Source organism: Pseudomonas putida, assembly GCF_028682635.1.
Taxonomy (GTDB): domain Bacteria; phylum Pseudomonadota; class Gammaproteobacteria; order Pseudomonadales; family Pseudomonadaceae; genus Aquipseudomonas; species Aquipseudomonas putida_AE.
Genome location: NZ_JANHLK010000004.1, coordinates 223,413 through 243,038, shown reverse-complemented (window position 1 = coordinate 243,038; position 19,626 = coordinate 223,413). Strand labels below are relative to the sequence as shown.

The 19,626-nt window shown below is 62.0% G+C and carries 13 protein-coding genes; 6 read left to right on the top strand and 7 right to left on the bottom strand.

The features are described from left to right. Positions 1 to 46: 46 nt before the first annotated feature. From ptsP to NPS56_RS07130, 4 genes are all read left to right on the top strand, one after another. Positions 47 to 2,908, top strand: coding sequence for a phosphoenolpyruvate--protein phosphotransferase (ptsP, locus tag NPS56_RS07145; RefSeq protein ID WP_274074055.1), 2,862 nt, complete (start codon positions 47 to 49; stop codon positions 2,906 to 2,908). Then, positions 2,908 to 3,849, top strand: a complete 942-nt coding sequence (gene pfkB / locus NPS56_RS07140) for a 1-phosphofructokinase (RefSeq protein ID WP_274074054.1) — start codon at positions 2,908 to 2,910, stop codon at positions 3,847 to 3,849. Before ptsP ends, pfkB begins: the two co-directional genes overlap by 1 nt. An 11-nt stretch (positions 3,850 to 3,860) precedes the next feature. Continuing rightward, a complete protein-coding gene (locus tag NPS56_RS07135) occupies positions 3,861 to 5,600 on the top strand; it encodes a PTS fructose-like transporter subunit IIB (protein ID WP_274074053.1) in 1,740 nt (579 codons plus the stop codon). 94 nt (positions 5,601 to 5,694) lie between these two features. Next, a complete protein-coding gene (locus NPS56_RS07130) occupies positions 5,695 to 7,236 on the top strand; it encodes an alkaline phosphatase D family protein (RefSeq protein WP_274074052.1) in 1,542 nt (513 codons plus the stop codon). 110 nt (positions 7,237 to 7,346) lie between these two features. Here the strand turns inward: NPS56_RS07130 and NPS56_RS07125 are convergent, their stop codons facing one another. Then, entirely contained in the window at positions 7,347 to 9,875 is a 2,529-nt protein-coding gene (locus tag NPS56_RS07125) for a sulfite reductase flavoprotein subunit alpha (RefSeq protein ID WP_274074051.1), read from the bottom strand. 281 nt (positions 9,876 to 10,156) lie between these two features. Then, complete coding sequence (locus NPS56_RS07120; RefSeq protein ID WP_274074050.1) at positions 10,157 to 12,475, bottom strand: TonB-dependent receptor; 2,319 nt, start codon at positions 12,473 to 12,475, stop codon at positions 10,157 to 10,159. Positions 12,476 to 12,683: 208 nt separating this feature from the next. On the opposite strand from NPS56_RS07120, the gene NPS56_RS07115 reads away from it, so the two are divergent. Next, positions 12,684 to 13,364 carry a Fe2+-dependent dioxygenase gene (locus NPS56_RS07115; RefSeq protein WP_274074049.1) on the top strand — a complete coding sequence of 227 codons (681 nt, stop codon included), beginning with the start codon at positions 12,684 to 12,686 and terminating at the stop codon, positions 13,362 to 13,364. Further along, on the top strand, positions 13,361 to 14,119 hold the full coding sequence (locus tag NPS56_RS07110) for a tetratricopeptide repeat protein (protein ID WP_274074048.1): 759 nt from the start codon (positions 13,361 to 13,363) through the stop codon (positions 14,117 to 14,119). The genes NPS56_RS07115 and NPS56_RS07110 overlap by 4 nt, the downstream gene beginning before the upstream one ends. Positions 14,120 to 14,285: 166 nt before the next feature. On the opposite strand, the gene NPS56_RS07105 is transcribed toward NPS56_RS07110, so the two are convergent. The 5 genes from NPS56_RS07105 to NPS56_RS07085 all read right to left on the bottom strand — a co-directional run bounded on the left by NPS56_RS07105 (position 14,286) and on the right by NPS56_RS07085 (position 19,557). After that, positions 14,286 to 15,449 (bottom strand): type III PLP-dependent enzyme, encoded by a 1,164-nt coding sequence (locus NPS56_RS07105; RefSeq protein ID WP_046820597.1) that lies wholly within the window; start codon positions 15,447 to 15,449, stop codon positions 14,286 to 14,288. A 657-nt stretch (positions 15,450 to 16,106) separates the two neighbouring features. Further along, complete coding sequence (locus tag NPS56_RS07100) at positions 16,107 to 17,264, bottom strand: betaine/proline/choline family ABC transporter ATP-binding protein (protein WP_274074047.1); 1,158 nt, start codon at positions 17,262 to 17,264, stop codon at positions 16,107 to 16,109. Beyond that, positions 17,261 to 17,914: an ABC transporter permease gene (locus NPS56_RS07095; protein WP_046820595.1), complete on the bottom strand. Its 654-nt coding sequence runs from the start codon at positions 17,912 to 17,914 to the stop codon at positions 17,261 to 17,263. Before NPS56_RS07095 ends, NPS56_RS07100 begins: the two co-directional genes overlap by 4 nt. Positions 17,915 to 17,926: 12 nt before the next feature. Continuing rightward, positions 17,927 to 18,820: a glycine betaine ABC transporter substrate-binding protein gene (locus NPS56_RS07090; protein ID WP_274074046.1), complete on the bottom strand. Its 894-nt coding sequence runs from the start codon at positions 18,818 to 18,820 to the stop codon at positions 17,927 to 17,929. Positions 18,821 to 18,840: 20 nt separating this feature from the next. Next, positions 18,841 to 19,557, bottom strand: a complete 717-nt coding sequence (locus tag NPS56_RS07085; RefSeq protein ID WP_274074045.1) for an ABC transporter permease — start codon at positions 19,555 to 19,557, stop codon at positions 18,841 to 18,843. Between the last annotated feature and the right edge of the window lie 69 nt (positions 19,558 to 19,626).

Sequence of the window (19,626 nt, the reverse complement as noted above, 5' to 3'; positions counted from 1 at the left end):
TTCAAAAACAATACCTGGCGCCCCAAGGGTGCCAACAGGAGAAAGCATGCTCGAGCTCACCATAGAGCAGATATCCATGGGCCAGTCGGCTGTGGATAAGTCCGCCGCGCTGCAACTGCTGGCCCGGCACCTGGTTGCCGATGGCCTGGTTGACGAGGGCTACCTCGCCGGCTTGCAGGCACGCGAAGCCCAGGGCTCGACCTTTCTCGGTCAAGGTATTGCCATCCCCCACGGTACGCCCGAAACCCGCGATCAGGTGTTTTCCACAGGCGTACGCCTGATGCAATTCCCCGACGGCGTGGACTGGGGCGACAGACAGATTGTCTACCTGGCGATTGGTATTGCCGCCAAGTCCGACGAACACCTGCGCCTGTTGCAACTGCTGACCCGTGCCCTCGGTGAAACTGATCTGGGCCAGGCCTTGCGCCGCGCCGGTTCCGCCGAGGCCCTGCTGAAATTGCTGCAAGGGGCGCCGCAGGAGCTGGCGCTGGATGCGCAGATGATCGGCCTGGGCGTTGCCGCCGAAGATTTCGAGGAGTTGGTCTGGCGCGGCGCGCGTTTGCTGCGTCAGGCCGACTGCGTCAGCAACGGTTTCTCCGCCGTGTTGCAGCAGGTTGAAGCGCTGCCGCTGGGCGATGGCCTGTGGTGGCTGCACAGTGAGCAAACGGTCAAGCGCCCGGGCCTGGCGTTCGTCACCCCGGACAAACCGCTGCGTTACCTCGGCCAACCGCTGAACGGTTTATTTTGTCTGGCCAGTCTTGGCGAGGCCCATCAAGCGTTGCTCGAACGGCTGTGTGCGTTGCTGATAGAAGGTCGCGGCCATGAGTTAGGCCGCGCCACCAGTTGCCGCGCCGTGCTGGAAGTGCTGGGTGGTGAGCTGCCAGCCGATTGGCCGAGCGCGCGCATAACGCTGGCCAACGCCCACGGCCTGCATGCCCGTCCGGCGAAAATCCTCGCGCAACTGGCGAAGAGTTTTGAGGGTGAGATTCGTGTCCGCATCGTCGATGGCCAGGACAGCGCGGTGTCGGTCAAGAGCCTGAGCAAACTGCTCAGCCTCGGCGCCCGTCGTGGCCAGGTGCTGGAAATCATCGCCGAGCCAGGCATTGCTGCCGACGCCTTGCCCGCCTTGTTGGCCGCCATCGAAGAAGGCCTTGGTGAAGAAGTCGAGCCGCTGCCACCGATGAGTCAGCCGCGTGAAGAGATTGTCGAGGTGGCCCAGGTGCTGCTCGCCCCGGCGTCCGGCAGTCTGGTGCAGGCCATCGCGGCCGCCCCGGGAATCGCCATCGGCCCGGCGCATATCCAGGTGCTGCAAACCATCGATTACCCGCTGCGCGGAGAATCCGCCGGCATCGAGCGTGAGCGTCTCAAGCAAGCGTTGGCGCACGTTCGCCAGGACATCGGCGGCTTGATCGAGCGCAGCAAGGCCAAGGCTATCCGCGAGATTTTCATCACCCACCAGGAAATGCTCGACGATCCGGAATTGACCGATGAAGTCGACACCCGTCTCAAGCAGGGCGAAAGCGCGGAAGCGGCGTGGATGTCGGTGATCGAAGCCGCCGCCCGGCAACAGGAATCCTTGCAGGACGCCCTGCTCGCCGAGCGCGCCGCCGACCTGCGTGATATCGGTCGACGGGTGCTGGCGCAACTCAGTGGTGTCGAAACCCTGAGTGAACCTGAACAACCGTACATTCTGGTGATGGACGAAGTCGGTCCGTCCGACGTGGCGCGGCTTGATCCGACCCGGGTCGCCGGCATTCTCACCGCCCGGGGTGGCGCCACCGCCCACAGCGCGATTGTGGCACGGGCCCTGGGGATTCCAGCGCTGGTCGGCGCCGGTGCCGCGGTGTTGCTGCTGGCGCCGGGTACGCCGTTGTTGATCGATGGCCAGCGCGGTCGCCTGCATGTAGACGCTGATGCCGCCACGTTGCAACGCGCCACCGTAGAGCGCGACACCCGCGAACAACGCCTGAAAGCCGCCGCCGAGCAACGCCATCAACCGGCGTTGACCACCGACGGTCACGCCGTCGAAGTGTTCGCCAACATCGGCGAAAGCGCCGGCGTCACCAGCGCGGTGGAGCAGGGCGCCGAAGGCATCGGTCTGCTGCGCACCGAGCTGATTTTCATGGCCCACCCGCAAGCGCCGGACGAGGCGACCCAGGAAGCCGAATACCGCCGCGTGCTCGATGGCCTGGCCGGTCGGCCGCTGGTGGTGCGCACTCTGGATGTGGGCGGCGATAAACCGCTGCCGTATTGGCCGATCGCCAAGGAAGAAAACCCGTTCCTCGGCGTGCGCGGCATTCGCTTGACCCTGCAACGGCCGCAGATCATGGAAGCGCAGTTGCGCGCCTTGCTGCGCGCCGCCGACAACCGTCCGCTGCGGATCATGTTCCCGATGGTCGGCAGCGTCGACGAGTGGCGCCAGGCCCGGGACATGACCGAGCGCCTGCGCCTGGAAATACCGGTGGCGGACCTGCAATTGGGGATCATGATCGAAGTGCCATCGGCCGCCTTGCTGGCGCCGGTGCTGGCCAGGGAAGTCGATTTTTTCAGCGTCGGCACCAATGACCTGACGCAATACACCCTGGCCATCGACCGTGGCCATCCGACCTTGTCGGCCCAGGCGGATGGCTTGCATCCGGCGGTGCTGCAACTGATCGACATCACCGTGCGCGCGGCCCATGCCCATGGCAAGTGGGTGGGCGTGTGCGGCGAGCTGGCGGCCGATCCGCTGGCGGTGCCGGTGCTGGTCGGCCTGGGTGTGGATGAGCTCAGTGTCGGCGGGCGCAGCATTGCCGAGGTCAAGGCGCGAATTCGCGAGCTCAGTCTCGCCCAGGCCCGCACGCTGGCCCAACAAGCCCTGCTCGTGGGCAGCGCCAATGAAGTACGTGAATTAGTGGAGGCCCTGTAATGGCCAAGATTCTGACCCTGACCCTGAACCCTGCGCTAGACCTTACGGTCGAGTTGTCGCGCCTGGAGGCCGGTCAGGTCAACCGCAGCGACGCCATGCACACCCACGCCGCCGGCAAAGGGGTGAACGTGGCGCAAGTGCTGGCAGACCTGGGGCATCAACTGACGGTCAGCGGCTTCCTCGGCGAAGACAATCCGCAGGCGTTTGAAACCCTGTTCTCCAAACGCGGTTTTGTCGATGCCTTTATCCGGGTTCCCGGTGAGACACGCAGCAATATCAAACTGGCGGAAAGCGATGGGCGCATCACCGACCTCAATGGGCCGGGACCGCTGGTCAGTGCTGAGGCGCAGCAGGCCTTGCTCGAGCGACTCGAGCGGATTGCACCTGGGCATGACGCGGTCGTGGTGGCCGGCAGCCTGCCCCAGGGCATCAGCCCGCAGTGGTTGCAGGCGTTGATCGTGCGCTTGAAAGGCCTGGGCCTGAAGGTGGCCCTCGACACCAGTGGGCCGGCCTTGCGTGCCGCGCTCAAGGCCGGTCCATGGTTGATCAAGCCCAATGCCGAGGAGCTGGCTGAAGTGCTCGGTGGCGAGGTGGTGTCGGTGATGGCCCAGGCGCAAGCCGCCAGCCGTCTGCACGGCCAAGGCATTGAACATGTGGTGATCTCCCACGGCGCTGAAGGCGTGAACTGGTTCAGTGTCGGATCGGCGTTGCACGCCACGCCCCCCAAAGTCAGTGTCGCCAGCACGGTCGGAGCGGGTGATTCGCTGCTGGCCGGCATGCTGCATGGCCTGGTCAGCGCCGACACGCCGGAGCAGACGTTGCGCACAGCCACGGCGATCGCCGCGATGGCGGTCACCCAGATCGGTTTCGGTATCAGCGATGCGGCGCAACTGGCGCAGCTCGAACAGGGTGTGCGCGTGCGCCCCCTGACAGAACAATAAGAGGGTTGGTCATGAAGTTAGCCATTGTTACTGCCTGCCCGAACGGCATGGTCACCAGTGTGCTGTGTGCCCGCTTGCTCGATGCGGCGGCCCAGCGTCAGGGCTGGAGCACCAGTGTCGAGATCAGCGATGCGGCGCACCCCGAACGGCAATTGTCGGCGGCCACGATCGACGCGGCCGAATGGGTGTTGCTGGTGACCAGCGCGCCTGTGGATATGTCGCGCTTCGTCGGCAAGCGCTTGTTCCAGAGCACCCCGGCCCAGGCGCTGCAAGATGTCGAAGCGGTGCTGCGTCGTGGCGCTGAAGAGGCTCAGGTGTATGTCGCACCTCAAGCCGTGGTCGAGCCGGTGGCCGTGGTCAAGAACGCGCCGCGACTGGTTGCCGTGACGGCCTGTCCGACCGGTGTCGCCCACACCTTCATGGCGGCCGAAGCCTTGCAGCAAGCGGCCAAGCGCCTGGGCTATGACTTGCAGGTGGAAACCCAGGGCTCGGTCGGCGCACGCAACCCGCTGAGCAGCGACGCGATTGCCGACGCCGATGTGGTACTGCTGGCGGCGGACATCGAAGTCGCCACCGATCGTTTTGCCGGCAAGAAGATTTACCGTTGCGGCACCGGCATTGCTCTCAAGCAGGCTGAGGCAACGCTGAATAAAGCGCTGGCCGAAGGCAAGCAGGAAACCGCCTCGACCGGTGCCAAGGGGCCAGCCAGGCAAGAGAAGACCGGCGTCTACAAACACCTGCTGACCGGCGTGTCGTTCATGTTGCCGATGGTGGTGGCGGGCGGCTTGATGATCGCCTTGTCGTTCGTGTTCGGCATTACCGCGTTCAAGGAAGAGGGGACGCTGGCGGCGGCGCTGATGCAGATCGGCGGCGAGACTGCGTTCAAGCTGATGGTGCCGTTGTTGGCGGGTTATATCGCCTACTCGATTGCCGACCGTCCGGGCCTGGCGCCGGGGATGATTGGCGGGTTGCTGGCGAGTACCCTGGGCGCCGGGTTCATCGGCGGGATCATCGCCGGTTTTATCGCCGGTTACGCGGCGCAGGCGATCAATCGTTATGCACGGTTGCCGCAGAGTCTTGAGGCACTGAAACCGATCCTGATCATCCCGTTGCTGGCGAGCCTGTTCACCGGCCTGGTGATGATCTACGTGGTCGGCAAACCGGTGGCGGGCATGCTCGCCGGGCTTACGCACTTCCTCGACAGCATGGGCACCACCAACGCGATTCTGCTCGGCGTGTTGCTGGGCGGCATGATGTGCGTCGACCTCGGCGGGCCGATCAACAAGGCTGCCTATGCGTTTTCGGTCGGGTTGCTGGCGTCGTCGAGTTATGCACCGATGGCGGCGACAATGGCCGCCGGCATGGTGCCGCCGATCGGCCTGGGCATCGCCACTTTCATCGCCCGGCGCAAGTTCGCCCAGACTGAACGCGAGGCGGGTAAGGCGGCGCTGGTGCTGGGGCTGTGCTTCATCTCCGAAGGCGCAATTCCGTTTGCCGCGAAGGACCCGCTGCGGGTGATCCCGGCGAGCATTGCCGGCGGTGCGCTGACCGGTGCGTTGTCGATGTACTTCGGCTGCAAGCTGATGGCGCCCCATGGCGGGTTGTTCGTGTTGGCGATTCCGAATGCGATCAACCATGCGCTGCTGTATCTGCTGGCGATTGTTGCCGGGAGTTTGTTGACGGCGGTGGTGTATGCGCTGGTCAAGCGGCCGGAGGGGGTGGAGTTGGCGTTGGAGCCCGTCAAGGCATAGATCAAAAGATCGCAGCCTTCGGCAGCTCCTACATTGGAATGCATTCCCCTGTAGGAGCTGCCGAAGGCTGCGATCTTTTTTCCGGGAGAACACCATGAGCGAATTCGACTCCGGTCGGCGGCGTGTCATCCAGGCGCTCGGTGCCGGTTTGTTGATGCCGAGCCTGGCACCGGCGGTGATCGCGTCGGTCAAGGATCGTCCGCAACTCACCGATGGCGTGCAGTCCGGCGACTTGCAGGGCGATAAAGCGATCGTCTGGAGCCGCTGCGATCGCCCCGCACGCATGGTGGTGGAGTGGGACACCCGCAGTCTTTTTCCCAACCCCCGGCGCTTCGTCTCGGCGCTGACAGACGCCCGCAGCGACTTCACGGCGCGGGTCGATCTCACCGGCCTGCCCGCCGACCAGGCGATTTTCTATCGCGTGCAATTCGAAGACGCCCAGAGCGGCGTCGCCAGCGAGCCGTGGTTCGGCCACCTGCGCAGCGTGCCCCAGACCCGGCGCGACATTCGTTTCGTCTGGAGCGGCGACACTGCTGGCCAGGGCTACGGTATCAATCCAGACATCGGCGGCATGCGCATCTACGAAGCGATGCGCCTGCGCCTGCCGGACTTTTTTATCCACAGCGGCGACACCATCTATGCTGACGGCCCGATACCGGCGCAGCTCCTCACCGAGGGCGGCCGGGTGTGGCGCAACATTACCAGCGAGGCGAAGAGCAGGGTCGCCAAAAGCCTCGACGATTTCCGTGGCAATTACCGCTACAACCTGATGGACGAAAACATCCGCCGCTTCAACGCCGAAGTCCCGCAGATCTGGCAATGGGATGACCACGAAGTGGTGAACAACTGGTCTCCGGGCACAGCACTGGGTGTGCGCTACGCCAACAAAGATATCCACAGCCTGGTCAGTCGTGGACGTCAGGCCTGGCTTGAATATGCACCGATGCGCTGGCAGTCCGCCGAGGGCGGCAAACGGATTTATCGTCAACTTAGTTACGGCCCGTTGCTCGATGTGTTCGTGCTCGACATGCGCAGTTATCGCGGGGCCAATGACGCCAACCTTGGCGATGCCAAGCCGTTTCTTGGGCGCGAACAACTGGACTGGCTGAAGGCTTCGTTGAAAGCGTCCAAGGCCCAATGGAAAGTCATCGCCGCTGACATGTCGATTGGCCTCGGCGCACCGGATGGCAAGGTCAGCCCCGGCGTGACGCGCTGGGAAGCGGTGGCCAACGGTGACCCCGGACCGGCTCAGGGGCGGGAGCTGGAAATCGCCGAGCTGCTGGGTTTTCTGCGGGCGCAGCAGGTGCGCAATTTTGTCTGGCTGACGGCGGAGGTGCACTATTGCGCGGCGCATCACTATCACCCGGACCGTGCCGCGTTCCAGGACTTCGAACCGTTCTGGGAGTTTGTCGCGGGGCCGCTGAATGCGGGGAGCTTCGGCCCGGATACGCTGGACAGAACCTTCGGTCCTGAAGTGGTGTTCGAGAAAGCGCCACCGGTGCACAACATGTCGCCGTTTGGCGGATTCCAGTTTTTTGGCGAGGTGAACATCGACGGGCAGAGCGGGGAGTTGAGTGTGGTGTTGCGGGATCTGGAGGGGGTGGCGGTGTTCGAGCAGAAGTTGCAACCTCTGTAACAACACCAATCCCATCCTCCTGTAGGAGCTGCCGCAGGCTGCGATCTTTTGATGTTGAAAAAAAATCAAAAGATCGCAGCCTGCGGCAGCTCCTACAAGGACGTGCGGGGTCAGTAGACGTCGCGGCGGTAGCGGCCCTGTTCGATCAGGCGCTCGACCTCGGCAGCGCCGAGTACATCGTTGAGCACTTGATCGACGCCTGAGGCCATGCCCTGCAGGCTGCCGCAGATGTAGATCACCGCACCGTCCGCCAGCCATTTCTTCAGCTCATTGGCCGATTCGCGCAGGCGATCCTGCACGTAGATCTTCTCGGCCTGGTCCCGGGAAAACGCCAGGTCCAGGCGCTCGAGATCGCCGGCAATCAACCACTCTTGCAGCTCATCGCGACACAGGTAGTCGTGCTCACGATTGCGCTCGCCGAACAACAGCCAGTGACGCTGTTGGCCATCGGCGATGCGCGCCTTGAGCAGGCTGCGCAAGCCGGCGAGGCCGGTGCCGTTGCCCAGCAGGATCATCGGCACCGGTTCATTGGGCAGGTGGAAGCCGCTGTTGCGCCGCACCCGCAGGCTGATGCTGCCGCCCACGGGGGCGTGTTCGGTCAGCCAGCCGGAACCGACGCCAAGGCTGCCATCGGGATGCAGCTCCTGGCGCACGATCAGCTCCAGGACACCATCGGCGGCAATCGAGGCGATGGAGTACTCGCGCATCGCCAACGGCACCAGCGCATCCACCAGCGCCTGGGCATGCAAGCCGACCAGGTGCGTACGGTTCTCGGGCAGTTGGCGACCGGCGAGGGCCTGCTCCAGGGTTTGCGCCAAGCCATCGAGTTCAATCGTGGCGCGGCCGTCGATCCCCAGGCCGTCGAGGAAGTGTTCGATGGCCCAAGGGCAATTGCGTGGCAGCACTTCCACCAGGTCACCGGCCAGCCAACTGCTGGTGGTGGGGGCGGCCAGGCCAAGCAGGTACACCGGGGAACCGCTGCTGTCCGGGTTGAGCAGCTCGCGACGGGTCAGGGTCCAGTTGTCGTATCGCGGGGCCTGCCAGGTGTCGATCGGCGCCTGGCCGGTCAGCTGGCCGAGTTGCTGCTGCCAGTGACGCAAGGCATAGGGGTCGCCACTGTCGACTTCCACCGGTGCGAACAAGGTCTTGCCGCCGTGCTCGCCCAGCCAGTTGTGCAGGCGGTGGGCGAACCCGCAGAAGTGCTGATACTGCCGGTCGCCGAGCCCAAGCACAGCGTAGTTCAGGCTCTCGAGGCTCAACGCCCGGCCCAGCACCTTGCGCTCGAAACCGCGGGCGCTGTCCGGCGCTTCGCCGTCACCAAAGGTACTGACCACGAACAGCGCATTGCTTGAGCCCTGCAGATCCTGCTCGCTGACAGTGGCCAACGGCTGCACGTTGACTGGCAGGCCAGCAGCCTGCAACTGGCCGGCAGTCTGCCAGGCCAGTTGCTCGGCAAAGCCACTCTGGCTGGCGAAACCGATCAGCCATGCCGGGGTGTCGCCGGCGGGTTGGGCCAGGCCTTTGCGGGCGTCCTTGATCTGGCGTTTCTTGCGCCGGCGATCCAGGTACAGCAGCCAGCCGGTGATGAAGAACAGCGGCATGCTCAAGGCCGTGAGCGTCAGGATGATGCGTCCGACGATGCCGAAGTAGCTGCCCACGTGCAGCGCATAGATGCTGGTCAGCAGTTGCGCTTTGACGCTCTTGTCGCTGTAGCGGTCATGGCGTTTGATCGCGCCGGTCACCGGGTCGAGGCTGATCTGGTTCAGCGCACGGTCGTGGGGCGAGTTTTTCAACAGGTAGAAAACGGTCGCCGGTTGCCCGGCCACGGGGGGCATGCGCGTGTTGTAGAAGCTAAGGTCGGGACCGGCGGCGCTGTAGATGCTGCTCCACATCGCCGAATAATCGGCCGTCGGCGCCGGACCGCTTGGCCCAGGGCCGCGTCCGCCGCGCACGCGTTCGTTCTGTGGCGAATCGGAGAGCAATCGGGTCAGGCCCTTGTTGTACCACTCGTAGGACCAGGACAGCCCGGTCAACGCGGCCAGGAGGTAAAACACCAGGCACCAGGTGCCGGCAATCGAGTGCAGGTCCCAGTTGAAGCTGCGGCCTTTTTTCTTCCAGTCGAGGGTCAGCCAGGCGCGCCAGCTTTTCCACTGGCGAGGCCAGCGCAGGTATAGGCCGGACAGGCAGAAGAACACCAGGATCAGGGTGCAGGCACCGGTGATCTGCCGACCGGTATCGCCCATGGCGAGGAAGCGGTGCAGTTGCAGCATCAGGCCGAAGAAGCCCTGGCCGGTGGCGTCGCCCAGCAGTTCACCGGTGTAGGGGTCGAAGTAACGCATGGGGCCGCGCCGCTCGCCCGCTGGCGGAGTGAAGAACACTTTGGCGGCAGTGTCGCTGTCGATGCCCACCGAGAGCATTGCGACTTTCATGCCCGTCGTCGCTTCGATCTTTTCCACCAGATCGGCGGGTGGCAGCACGCCAGCGACTTGCTTCTGGACTTGCAACACGGAAGGGTTCAGCGCGGACAGGATCTCATCCTGAAACGAGACCGTCGCACCGGTGATGCCCATCAGGGCCAGGACCAGTCCGGCAGTGATGCCAAAAAACCAGTGCAACTGGAACAGGGTTTTCTTCAACACGTCGCTCGCCTTGTTCGTTCAAAAGTAATCATCACGGCGCGCATTATGCCGTGGGTTGTCGAGAAACATTCCCTTTGCACACAAAAGCCCCGTTCACCTGGATGAACGGGGCTGGCCCCCTGTGAGCTGCCGAAGGCTGCGATCCTTTGATCTTGAAAAACAAAATCAAAAGATCGCAGCCTGCGGCAGCTCCTACAGGTGAGTACGCATTGCCCTGTAGGAGCTGTCGAGTGCAACGAGGCTGCGATCTTTTAAAAGGCAGCGCCTACAGGTTTGAGTCATCAGAAGTGGAAGTTGGTGCTCAGCAACGCAGTCCGGCCCGCCGCCTGGTTGGCGAAGTGCGTGGAGAACGCCTTGTCGTAATAGGTGACGTCGGTCAGGTTCTGCACGTTCAGTTGCAGGTCGATGTTCTTGGTCAGCTTGTAGGCGGCCATCGCGTCGTAACGCACATAGTCGTTGACCATGGTGGTGTTGGCCACGCTGCCGAACACGTCGTCGACATAGAACGCACCGCCACCGATGGTCAGCTTCGGCGTGACCTGGTAGGTCGTCCACAGGCTGGCGCTGTTTTTCGGGGTGTTAGGCAGTTCGTTGCCATCGTTGGCCGCACCCAGCGGACCACCGTCAACCTGCTCGCTGTCCATGTAGGCGTAACCGGCGAAGACTTGCCATTTGTCGGTGAGCTTGCCGGTGGCCGACAGCTCGACACCCTGCACGCGGGTCTTGCCGGCGTTTTCGTACGAGGTGGTATCGACCTGCACACGGGCGTTGTCTTTCTCGGTGCGGAAGATATCCGCGGTCAAGGACAGACGATCGTTCAGCAGATCCCACTTGGTACCGATTTCGTAGTTCTTGGTGGTTTCCGGCTCCATGTCGCTGCTCAGCAGGTTGCCGTTACGATCCGGAGTGCCGCCCAGCGGGTTGCCGTCCTGACCTTCGCCAAGCGTGGAGCCCGGAGGTGTCGCGGACGTTGCGTAGGACGCATAGATGCTGCCGTTTTCCGCGGGTTTGTAGACCACACCGAACTGACCGGTAACGAACTCGCTGACGTCATCGCCCTTGGAAGTCGTGGTGCCGGCGGCGTTGTAGGTCTTGTAGTCGGTGTCGAAATGGTCGTAGCGCAGGCCCATGTTCACCAGCCACTGATCGGACAACGTCAGGGTGTCGAACACGTAAAGCGCGTAGGTTTTACCCGTGGTGTCGGTGCCGGCGTAGTTGCGGCTGATCGAACCGTTCCATGGATCGTTCGGGTTCGGGTTCGCCAGCGAGGTGCAGTTGTAGCCACTTGGTGTGCCGATGATTGCCGGGTTGCAAGTGGTGGTGGCTGCGGGTGTCCCCGGCGTGGTGTCGGTGTTGACGGTGTATGAGGACTTCTTGCTTTCCTCGCGGCTCAACTCGATACCGGTGGCGAAGCTGTTCTTGAAGCCGGCGATGTAGACATCACCAAACAGGTCGGTCTGGTTGGTCGTCGTATCGGTGTTGCTGACACGGGTGTTGGCCCGACGCCAGACGGTGCCGTTGTTGACGTTGCCCTTGCTGTCGTCCGGCTGGGTCAGGATGTAGTCCTGCATGCTGCTGCCGTGGCGCAGGGTGTTCTTGACGGTCAGTGCGTCGTTCAGGTCGTGCTCGACGGCGATGGTCGCGGTGTCGGTACGGCCCTTGCGGAAGTCACGATCGGTCAGGCCGTAGAAGTTGCTGCTGTCGCCGCCGGCGTAAGGCTTGTCCGGATTGGACTTGGTACGGGCAGCGGAGCCACCGGCCGGGATGGTGTAGGGAATACCCGAATCCGGCGTGTCGTTGCTTTCCAGGTGGTAGTAGTCAAGGTTGACGCGGGTGTCGGTGCCCAGGCCGAAGGCCAGCGATGGCGCGACGCCCCAGCGATCGTAGTCGACGCTTTCACGGCCGGCGACGTTGCTTTCGTGGCTCATCAGGTTCAGACGACCGGCAGCGGTGTCGGAGAACTGGTAGTTGCCGTCCATGGTGTAGCGCTGGGTCTGGTCTGAACCCCAGGTAAAACCACCGTCGAACGAGTCGCCCAGGTGCGCTTTCTTGCTCACCAGGTTGATGCTGCCGCCGGCAGCGCCGCGACCGCCAATGGCCGAGTTCGGGCCCTTGCTCACTTCGATCGATTCAACGGCGAAGATTTCGCGGCTCTGCGAACCGGTATCGCGCACGCCGTCCAGGTAGGTGTCCCCCTGGGCATCGAAGCCACGGATGAAAGGACGGTCGCCCTGTGGGTTGCCGCCTTCGCCAGCACCGAAGGTGATGCCTGGAACGGTACGCAGTGCGTCCTGCATGTTCAGGGCGCCGGTGTCCTTGAGGACCTGCTGCGGGATGACGGTGATCGAGCGCGGAGTGTCTACCAGCGGCGCGGTGTACTTGGGCGAGGAGGCTTTCTCGACGTTGTAGGAGGTCTCGTCCTGGGCTTCGCCGGTGATCGCGGTAGCGCCAAGGGAAATGGTGTTGCTCGGCGCTTTCTCGTCGGTTTTTTCGGCGGCGAAAGCCATGTGGCTCGCAGAGCCGGCCGTGATTGCCACGCCAATGGCGCAAGTGAGCAGACGCGGTGAACTGACCGGTAGTTGTGGGTGCTGACGTGACATTTTTTATTCCCCTCCCCAAGGATTTGAGGCGGCGGAATATAGGGTAAACACGTATTCGTATCAATTGCGAAACATTACTATTCGCACTGAATTTACATTCTTTACAATTTAACCTTACGGTTTTTGCTATTTCATTCGTCTGGCGGGTTTTACACAGGCAATAAGAATCAATACCATTGGCACCCTTTTGCTTTCAGGTGCTTGCCCCATGCTGCTGCACATTCCCGGCTTGTTCGAAAAAGAAGAAGTGCAGCGCATTCGCGAGGCCTTGCAACGGGCCGATTGGGCCGATGGCAAGATCACCGCCGGCTATCAATCGGCCAAGGCCAAGCACAACCTGCAGCTGCCGGAAGGTCATCCGCTGGCCAAGGAAATCGGCGCGGCCATGCTGGAGCGGCTGTGGAAGAATCCGCAGTTCATGTCGGCGGCATTGCCGCACAAGGTGTTTCCGCCGTTGCTGAACTGTTACACGGCCGGCGGCAGTTTCGACTTCCACATCGACAACGCCGTGCGCCAGCCCAAGGGCAGTATCGAACGGGTGCGCACCGACCTTTCCGCCACGCTGTTCTTCAGCGAGCCCGAGGACTACGACGGCGGCGAACTGGAAATCCAGGACACCTATGGCACCCAGCGCGTGAAGTTGCCGGCGGGCGACATGGTGTTGTACCCGGGCACCAGCCTGCACAAGGTCAATGCGGTTACCCGAGGTACACGTTACGCCTCGTTCTTCTGGACCCAGAGCCTGGTGCGCGAAGACAGCCAGCGTGCCCTGTTATTCGAGATGGACGGGGCGATCCGGCAGTTGACCGAGGACGTGCCGGATCACCCTTCGCTGATTCGCCTGACCGGTACCTATCACAACCTGTTGCGTCGCTGGGTCGAGGTATGAGTTTTCAATTGCGTCGCGAGGAAGTCTTCGACGGCGATGCGCTCAAATCCATGCTCGAAGAAAGCCCGGCCCGTGCTGCCCAAGCCATTTTGATGGCTGCCCGCGAAAACCTCCTCGATGCCCAGGCGTTGCTCGGGCAGATTCTGCTGGACGGGCAGGGGATCGCCCAGGATCAGCCGCTGGCCGTGCGCTGGTTTGACATCGCCGCCCGGCGTGGACATCTGATGGCGCGCAACATGCTCGGGCGTTGTCATGAGCATGGGTGGGGCTGCGAGGCGGATGCTGCGAAGGCCGCCAGGCACTATCGGATTGCAGCTGAAGCCGGACTGGATTGGGCGATGTACAACTACGCCAACCTGTTGGCGACCGGGCGTGGGGTGGTCGAGGATCAGCTGCAGGCGCTCAATCTCTATCGCCGCGCGGCTGAACTGGGCCACGCGAAGTCGATGAATCTGCTGGGGCGATATCTGGAAGAAGGGCAGGTGTGCCCTGCGGACCCGGCGGCGACCCGTGACTGGTATCGGCGTTCGGCCGAGGGTGGGGATTTTCGCGGGCAGTTCAGCTTTGCGGCGGTGTTGGCTGATGAAGGGAATGTCGATCAAGCGCTGGTTTGGCTACGTAAGGCGCTGATCACCGGGAATCTGAATTTTCTGCGGGTGGCGAGCGGGGCGCTGATGAGCGCCACGGATCCGCGCATCCAGATGCTGGCGAACGATTACCGCCGCCGCTGCACCGAACTCGCCTCGGTCCTGTAGGAGCCGGCTTGCTGGCGATTAACGGTCACGCGGTATATCTGGTTAACCGCGGTGCCTGGATCGCCAGCAAGCCGGCTCCTACAGGGTTGTGGTGGGTCGATATTTTGTAATCACCCACAAAAAAGCCCATGACACGTCATGGGCTTTTTGATTTCTGCGTGCAGTCTTACACGTAGAACGACTTCAGCGGCGGGAAGCCATTGAATTCGACGGCGCTGTAGCTGGTGGTGTACGCACCGGTCGACAGCCAGTACAGGCGATCACCGATGGCCAGGTTCAGCGGCAGGCCGTACTTGTAGTTCTCGTACATGATGTCGGCGCTGTCGCAGGTAGGACCGGCGATGACGACTTCTTCCATCTCGCCTTTCTTTTCGGTCCAGATCGGGAACTTGATGGCTTCGTCCATGGTTTCGATCAGGCCGGAGAACTTGCCCACGTCCGTGTACACCCAACGCTCGACGGCGGTACGGGATTTACGCGCGACCAGCACCACTTCGCTGACCAGGATGCCGGCGTTGGCGATCAGCGAACGGCCCGGCTCCAGGATGATTTCCGGCAGGTCGTCGCCGAAGTCTTCCTTGAGGAAGCGAATGATTTCTTCAGCGTAGGTTTCCAGGCTGTTGGTGCGGGTGATGTAGTTGGCCGGGAAGCCACCGCCCATGTTGATCAGCTTCAGGACGATGCCGTCTTCTTCCTTCAGGCGCTCGAAGATCACCTTGACCTTGGCGATCGCGGCGTCCCAGACGCTGATGTCGCGCTGCTGCGAGCCAACGTGGAAGGAGATGCCGTACGGCACCAGGCCCAGGTCACGGGCGAGGATCAGCAGGTCCATGGCCATGTCGGTCTGGCAGCCGAATTTGCGCGACAAAGGCCAGTCGGCGGTGGTCGAGCCTTCGGTCAGGATACGTACGTAGACTTTCGAGCCCGGTGCGGCCTTGGCGATGTTGCGCAAGTCGGCTTCGGAGTCGGTGGCATACAGGCGCACGCCCTTCTCGTAGAAGTAGCGGATGTCCTTGGATTTCTTGATGGTGTTGCCGTAGCTGATCTGGTCGGCGCTGACGCCGCGGCTCAGCACTTTGTCCAGCTCGTAGATCGAGGCGATGTCGAAGCTCGAGCCTTTCTCTTTGAGCAGGTCGATGATTTCCACGGCCGGGTTGGCCTTGACCGCGTAGTAGACCTTGGCGAATTCGAAACCGGCGCGCAGGTCATCGTAGGCCTGGCTGATCATCGCGGTATCGATCACCACGAACGGGGTTTCTTGCTTGTCGGCGAACGCCTTCATTTTCTGAAAGGTTTCGCGCGCGAAATAATCTTCGACCTGGATCGACATGCTGGGAACTCCTACTGGCAAACTGAAATTATCAATGGGTGCAAATGAACGTCCTCCGTATCCCCACTTTGGTTCGCCTACTTCCCAAGGCATGTCGCCGAAAGCAAAAAGGCCATGGGGAAGCGCTGCTTTCCCTTGGCCTTGCTGTCTCGTCGTCAGTACTTGAGCCGGATGGATCGTTTCCAGCATGGACGTTCGGCGCGAACTTTAGGGCGTGAGGGGCTTGAGATCAACAAAAAATGTCGCGTTTGTGCACGCTTCTGACGTGCGTCACGGATATCACTCTTTGTAGCGGACCGAGATGACGAACAGATGTTCCCCAAGAATTTTCAAGTGTTAAAAATACCTGCACGTTCGACGCTGTTGTGCGCCAATTTGCTGGAAGTATGAAGGCGTCAACATCGGCGACGTTGGCGGCGAGAGAAGGGGTGAAAGGGGATTTTGGTTGATAAGGAAGGTCTGACAAGGCAAGAATTTCAAACATTGCTGTTGATATTTCTTGCCGCCCTGCAGATCACTGAACAATCACACTGAACCTGTGGGAGCCAGCCTGCTGGCGATGACAATTTCATCATCAAAACAGAGTTGACTGAGATTGACCTATCGCCAGCAGGCTGGCTCCCACAGTTTTTCATGTTTACCGGGCGGTTCGAGTTATCAGGCGACCACTGCTTCAGCCGGCGAGACGATGCTGGTCTTCATCCCACGGGAACGACCGGAACTCAAATAAGCCGCAATCGACTCCTGAGTCACCTCACCCAAAAACACCCGCTCGGCATCCATCACCGGCAACCACGAGCGATTGAACTCATACATGCGCGACAACAGGATGCGCAAATGCTCGTCATAGGCCGCCGTGGCGTTGAACTCACGCAGATACTGTCCGCAAGTGCCGCTCTGTCGGTGCAGGTCGCGACGACGCACATAACCCAGCGCCTTGTTCTCGGCACAGGTGACCACCACGTAGCGACGGTCATGCTCGTCCATCAATTCCAGCGCATCGGCCACCGGCGTTTCCGGGCTTACCGACGGCGCGTTGTCCGCCGCATCTTCGGCTTTCACCAGCAACAGACGCTTGAGGGTGCTGTCCTGGCCGACGAAATTGCTGACGAAATCGTCCGCCGGGTGCGCCAACAGGGTGTCCGGATGGTCGATCTGCAGCAGTTTGCCGGCGCGGAAGATCGCGATCTTGTCGCCCAGCTTGATGGCTTCGTCGATGTCGTGGCTGACCATGATCACGGTCTTGTTCAGCGCTCGCTGCATCTCGAAGAACTCGTTCTGGATCATCTCGCGGTTGATCGGGTCGACCGCGCCGAACGGTTCGTCCATCAGCAACAGCGGTGCATCGGCGGCCAGTGCGCGAATCACGCCGATCCGCTGTTGCTGGCCACCGGACAGTTCCCGCGGGTAGCGATGCAGGTACTGCTTGGGTTCCAGCTTGATCATGCTCATCAACTCGCGGGCGCGGTCGTGGCATTTCTGTTTGTCCCAGCCGAGCAGCTTGGGCACCACCACGATGTTTTCTTCGATGGTCATGTTGGGGAACAGGCCGATCTGCTGGATCACATAACCGATGTTACGGCGCAGGGTCACTTCGTCGAGGCCGGTGGTGTCTTCGCCATTGATCAGGATCTTGCCCGAGGTCGGTTTGATCAGGCGGTTGATCATTTTCAGCGTGGTGCTTTTGCCACAGCCCGAAGGGCCGAGGAACACGCAAATCTCGCCTTCATTGACGGTCAGGCTCACCGAGTCCACGGCTTTCACGTCTTTGCCGTTGCTTTGGAAGGTCTTGCTGAGGTTTTGAAGTTCGATCATTTGAGCAGTCCTTTTGGAGTCAGCGAGCGTTGCAGCCATTGCAGAAGCAGGTCGGCGAAGATGGCCAGGAGGCTGACCAGCACGGCGCCGACGATCAGCATCGACATGTCGCTGCGGCTGATGGAAGCGAGGATGAGTACGCCGAGGCCGCCGGCGCCGATGGTGGCGGCGATGGTCATGACGCCGATGTTCATGACCACGGCGGTGCGCACACCGGCGAGGATCACTGGCACGGCAATCGGCAGTTCGACCATGCGCAGGCGTTGGCCGAAAGTCATGCCGATGCCGCGCGCGGCTTCGCGGATGCCCGGTTCGACGTTGGTCAGGGCCAGGTAGGTGTTACGCATGATCGGCAGCAGCGAATACAGGAACACCGCGGTGATGGCCGGCATCGGGCCCAGGCCTTGGCCGAACTTGGAGTAGAACGGCAGCAGCAGGCCGAACAGGGCAATCGACGGCACGGTCAGCAGCACCGTGGCGCTGGCCTGGAGCGGGCCGGCGAGCGTCGGGAAACGCGTCATCAACACGCCCAGCGGCACACCGACCACGATCGCCAGGGTCACGGCGATGCCCACCAGGGTGATGTGTTGCCCGGTCAGGTGCAGTACCTGTGCCCAGTCGAGGTGGGAAAAGGCGTTGAGAAATTCCATGGCTTTTCCTCCTTATTTGATTGGATGCTGGCGCAGGAAATCTGCGGCAACGGACGAAGGACTTTGGTGATCCACGTCGACCCGTGCATTGAGCTCGCGCATGGTGTTGTCGTCGAACAGTTCAGCCAGCGGCTTGAGCTGTTCGGCCAATTGCGGATGCGCATCGAGGTAGGCCTGGCGCACCACGGGCGCGGCGGTGTAGTCGGGGAAGTAGTGCTTGTCGTCTTCCAGCAGCTTGAGCTTGAAGGCGTTCAAGCGACCGTCGGTGGTGTAGACCAGACCGGCGAATACTTGACCGTTGCGCAGGGCGGTGTAGACCAGGCCGGCGTCCATCTGGCGGATGTTCTTACGGGTCAGGCTCATGTCGTACAGCTTGACCATGCCGTCCAGACCGTCGGAACGGTTGGCGAACTCGGTGTCCAGCGCCACCAGATTGTTGGTCCTGGCTTCATCGCGCAGCACCTTGTTCAGATCGCTGATGCTGTGGATCTGCGGGTATTTATCCGCGACGTTTTTCGGCAGGGCGAGGGCATAGGTGTTGCTGAATTTCGACGGTGTCAGCCAGACCAGGCCTTTTTTCCCGTCGAGTTCTTTCACCCGGGCGTAGGACTGTTCGCTGTCGAGTTTTTCCGTCACATGGTTGTAGGCCACCAGCGACACGCCGGTGTATTCCCAGAGCATGTCCAGCTGTCCGCTTTCGTGGGCGCTGCGGGCCAGATTGCTGCCCAGGCCGCCGGTCACCTGCACGTCATAACCCTTGGTGCGCAGGTACTGGGAGGTGATCTCGGCCAGCAGCGTCTGTTCGGTGAACACCCGGGCGCCGATGCGGATCAACGGTTTTTCCGCGGCTTGGGCAAATCCTGCGAACAGCAGGACGCAGCCCAGTAAAAAGCTTGAAGTCTTCATGATGATTCCTTTGCCGAGGCTTAAGACGGGCGCAAACCGCGTTCGAGCCAGAGACGGCTGGCGATTGTCACCAGGCCATCGAGCAGCAACGCCAGCAGGGCGGTGCAGGCCGCGCCCAGCAGCAGTTGCGGCTGGTTGTTCAGGGCGATGCCGGGGAAGATCAGGCTGCCCAGGCTGTTCGCGCCGATCAGGAACGCCAGTGGCGCGGTACCCACGTTGATCGCCAGGGCCACGCGCACGCCACCGATGATGATCGGCACGGCATTCGGCAGTTCGACCCGCCACAGCACTTGAGACGGGGTCATGCCGATGCCGACGGCGGCTTCCTTGAGCGAACCCTGGACGTTTTTCAGGCCTTCGTAGGTGTTGCGCACGATGGGCAACAGTGAAGCGAGGAACAGGGCGAAGATCGCGGGGCCGCTACCGATGCCGAGGATGCCCAGGGCGATGGCCAGTACGGCGAGAGGCGGCACGGTGTTGCCGATGTTGAAGATCTGCATGAAGCGCTCGGCGCGGCCCACCATGCTCGGGCGGCTGAGGAAGATGCCGGCGGGGATGCCCACAACGAGGGCGGCCAGCATGGAAGCGAGGACGAGAATCAGATGAGCTTGCAGGTAAAACAACAAATCGTCGCGGTAGTGTTCGATCGTGTTGATGCCGATCCAGTGGATCAGCAGGGCCAGAAGGGCGATTACCAGCGCGCCTCCTATCAGCCCTTTGCCATAGCGAATAGCCACAGGCGGACTCCTTTTTTTCAGTCGGCGAACACTTCCCCGTGTGGCAACGCCATTCCTGGCTGCCGAAAA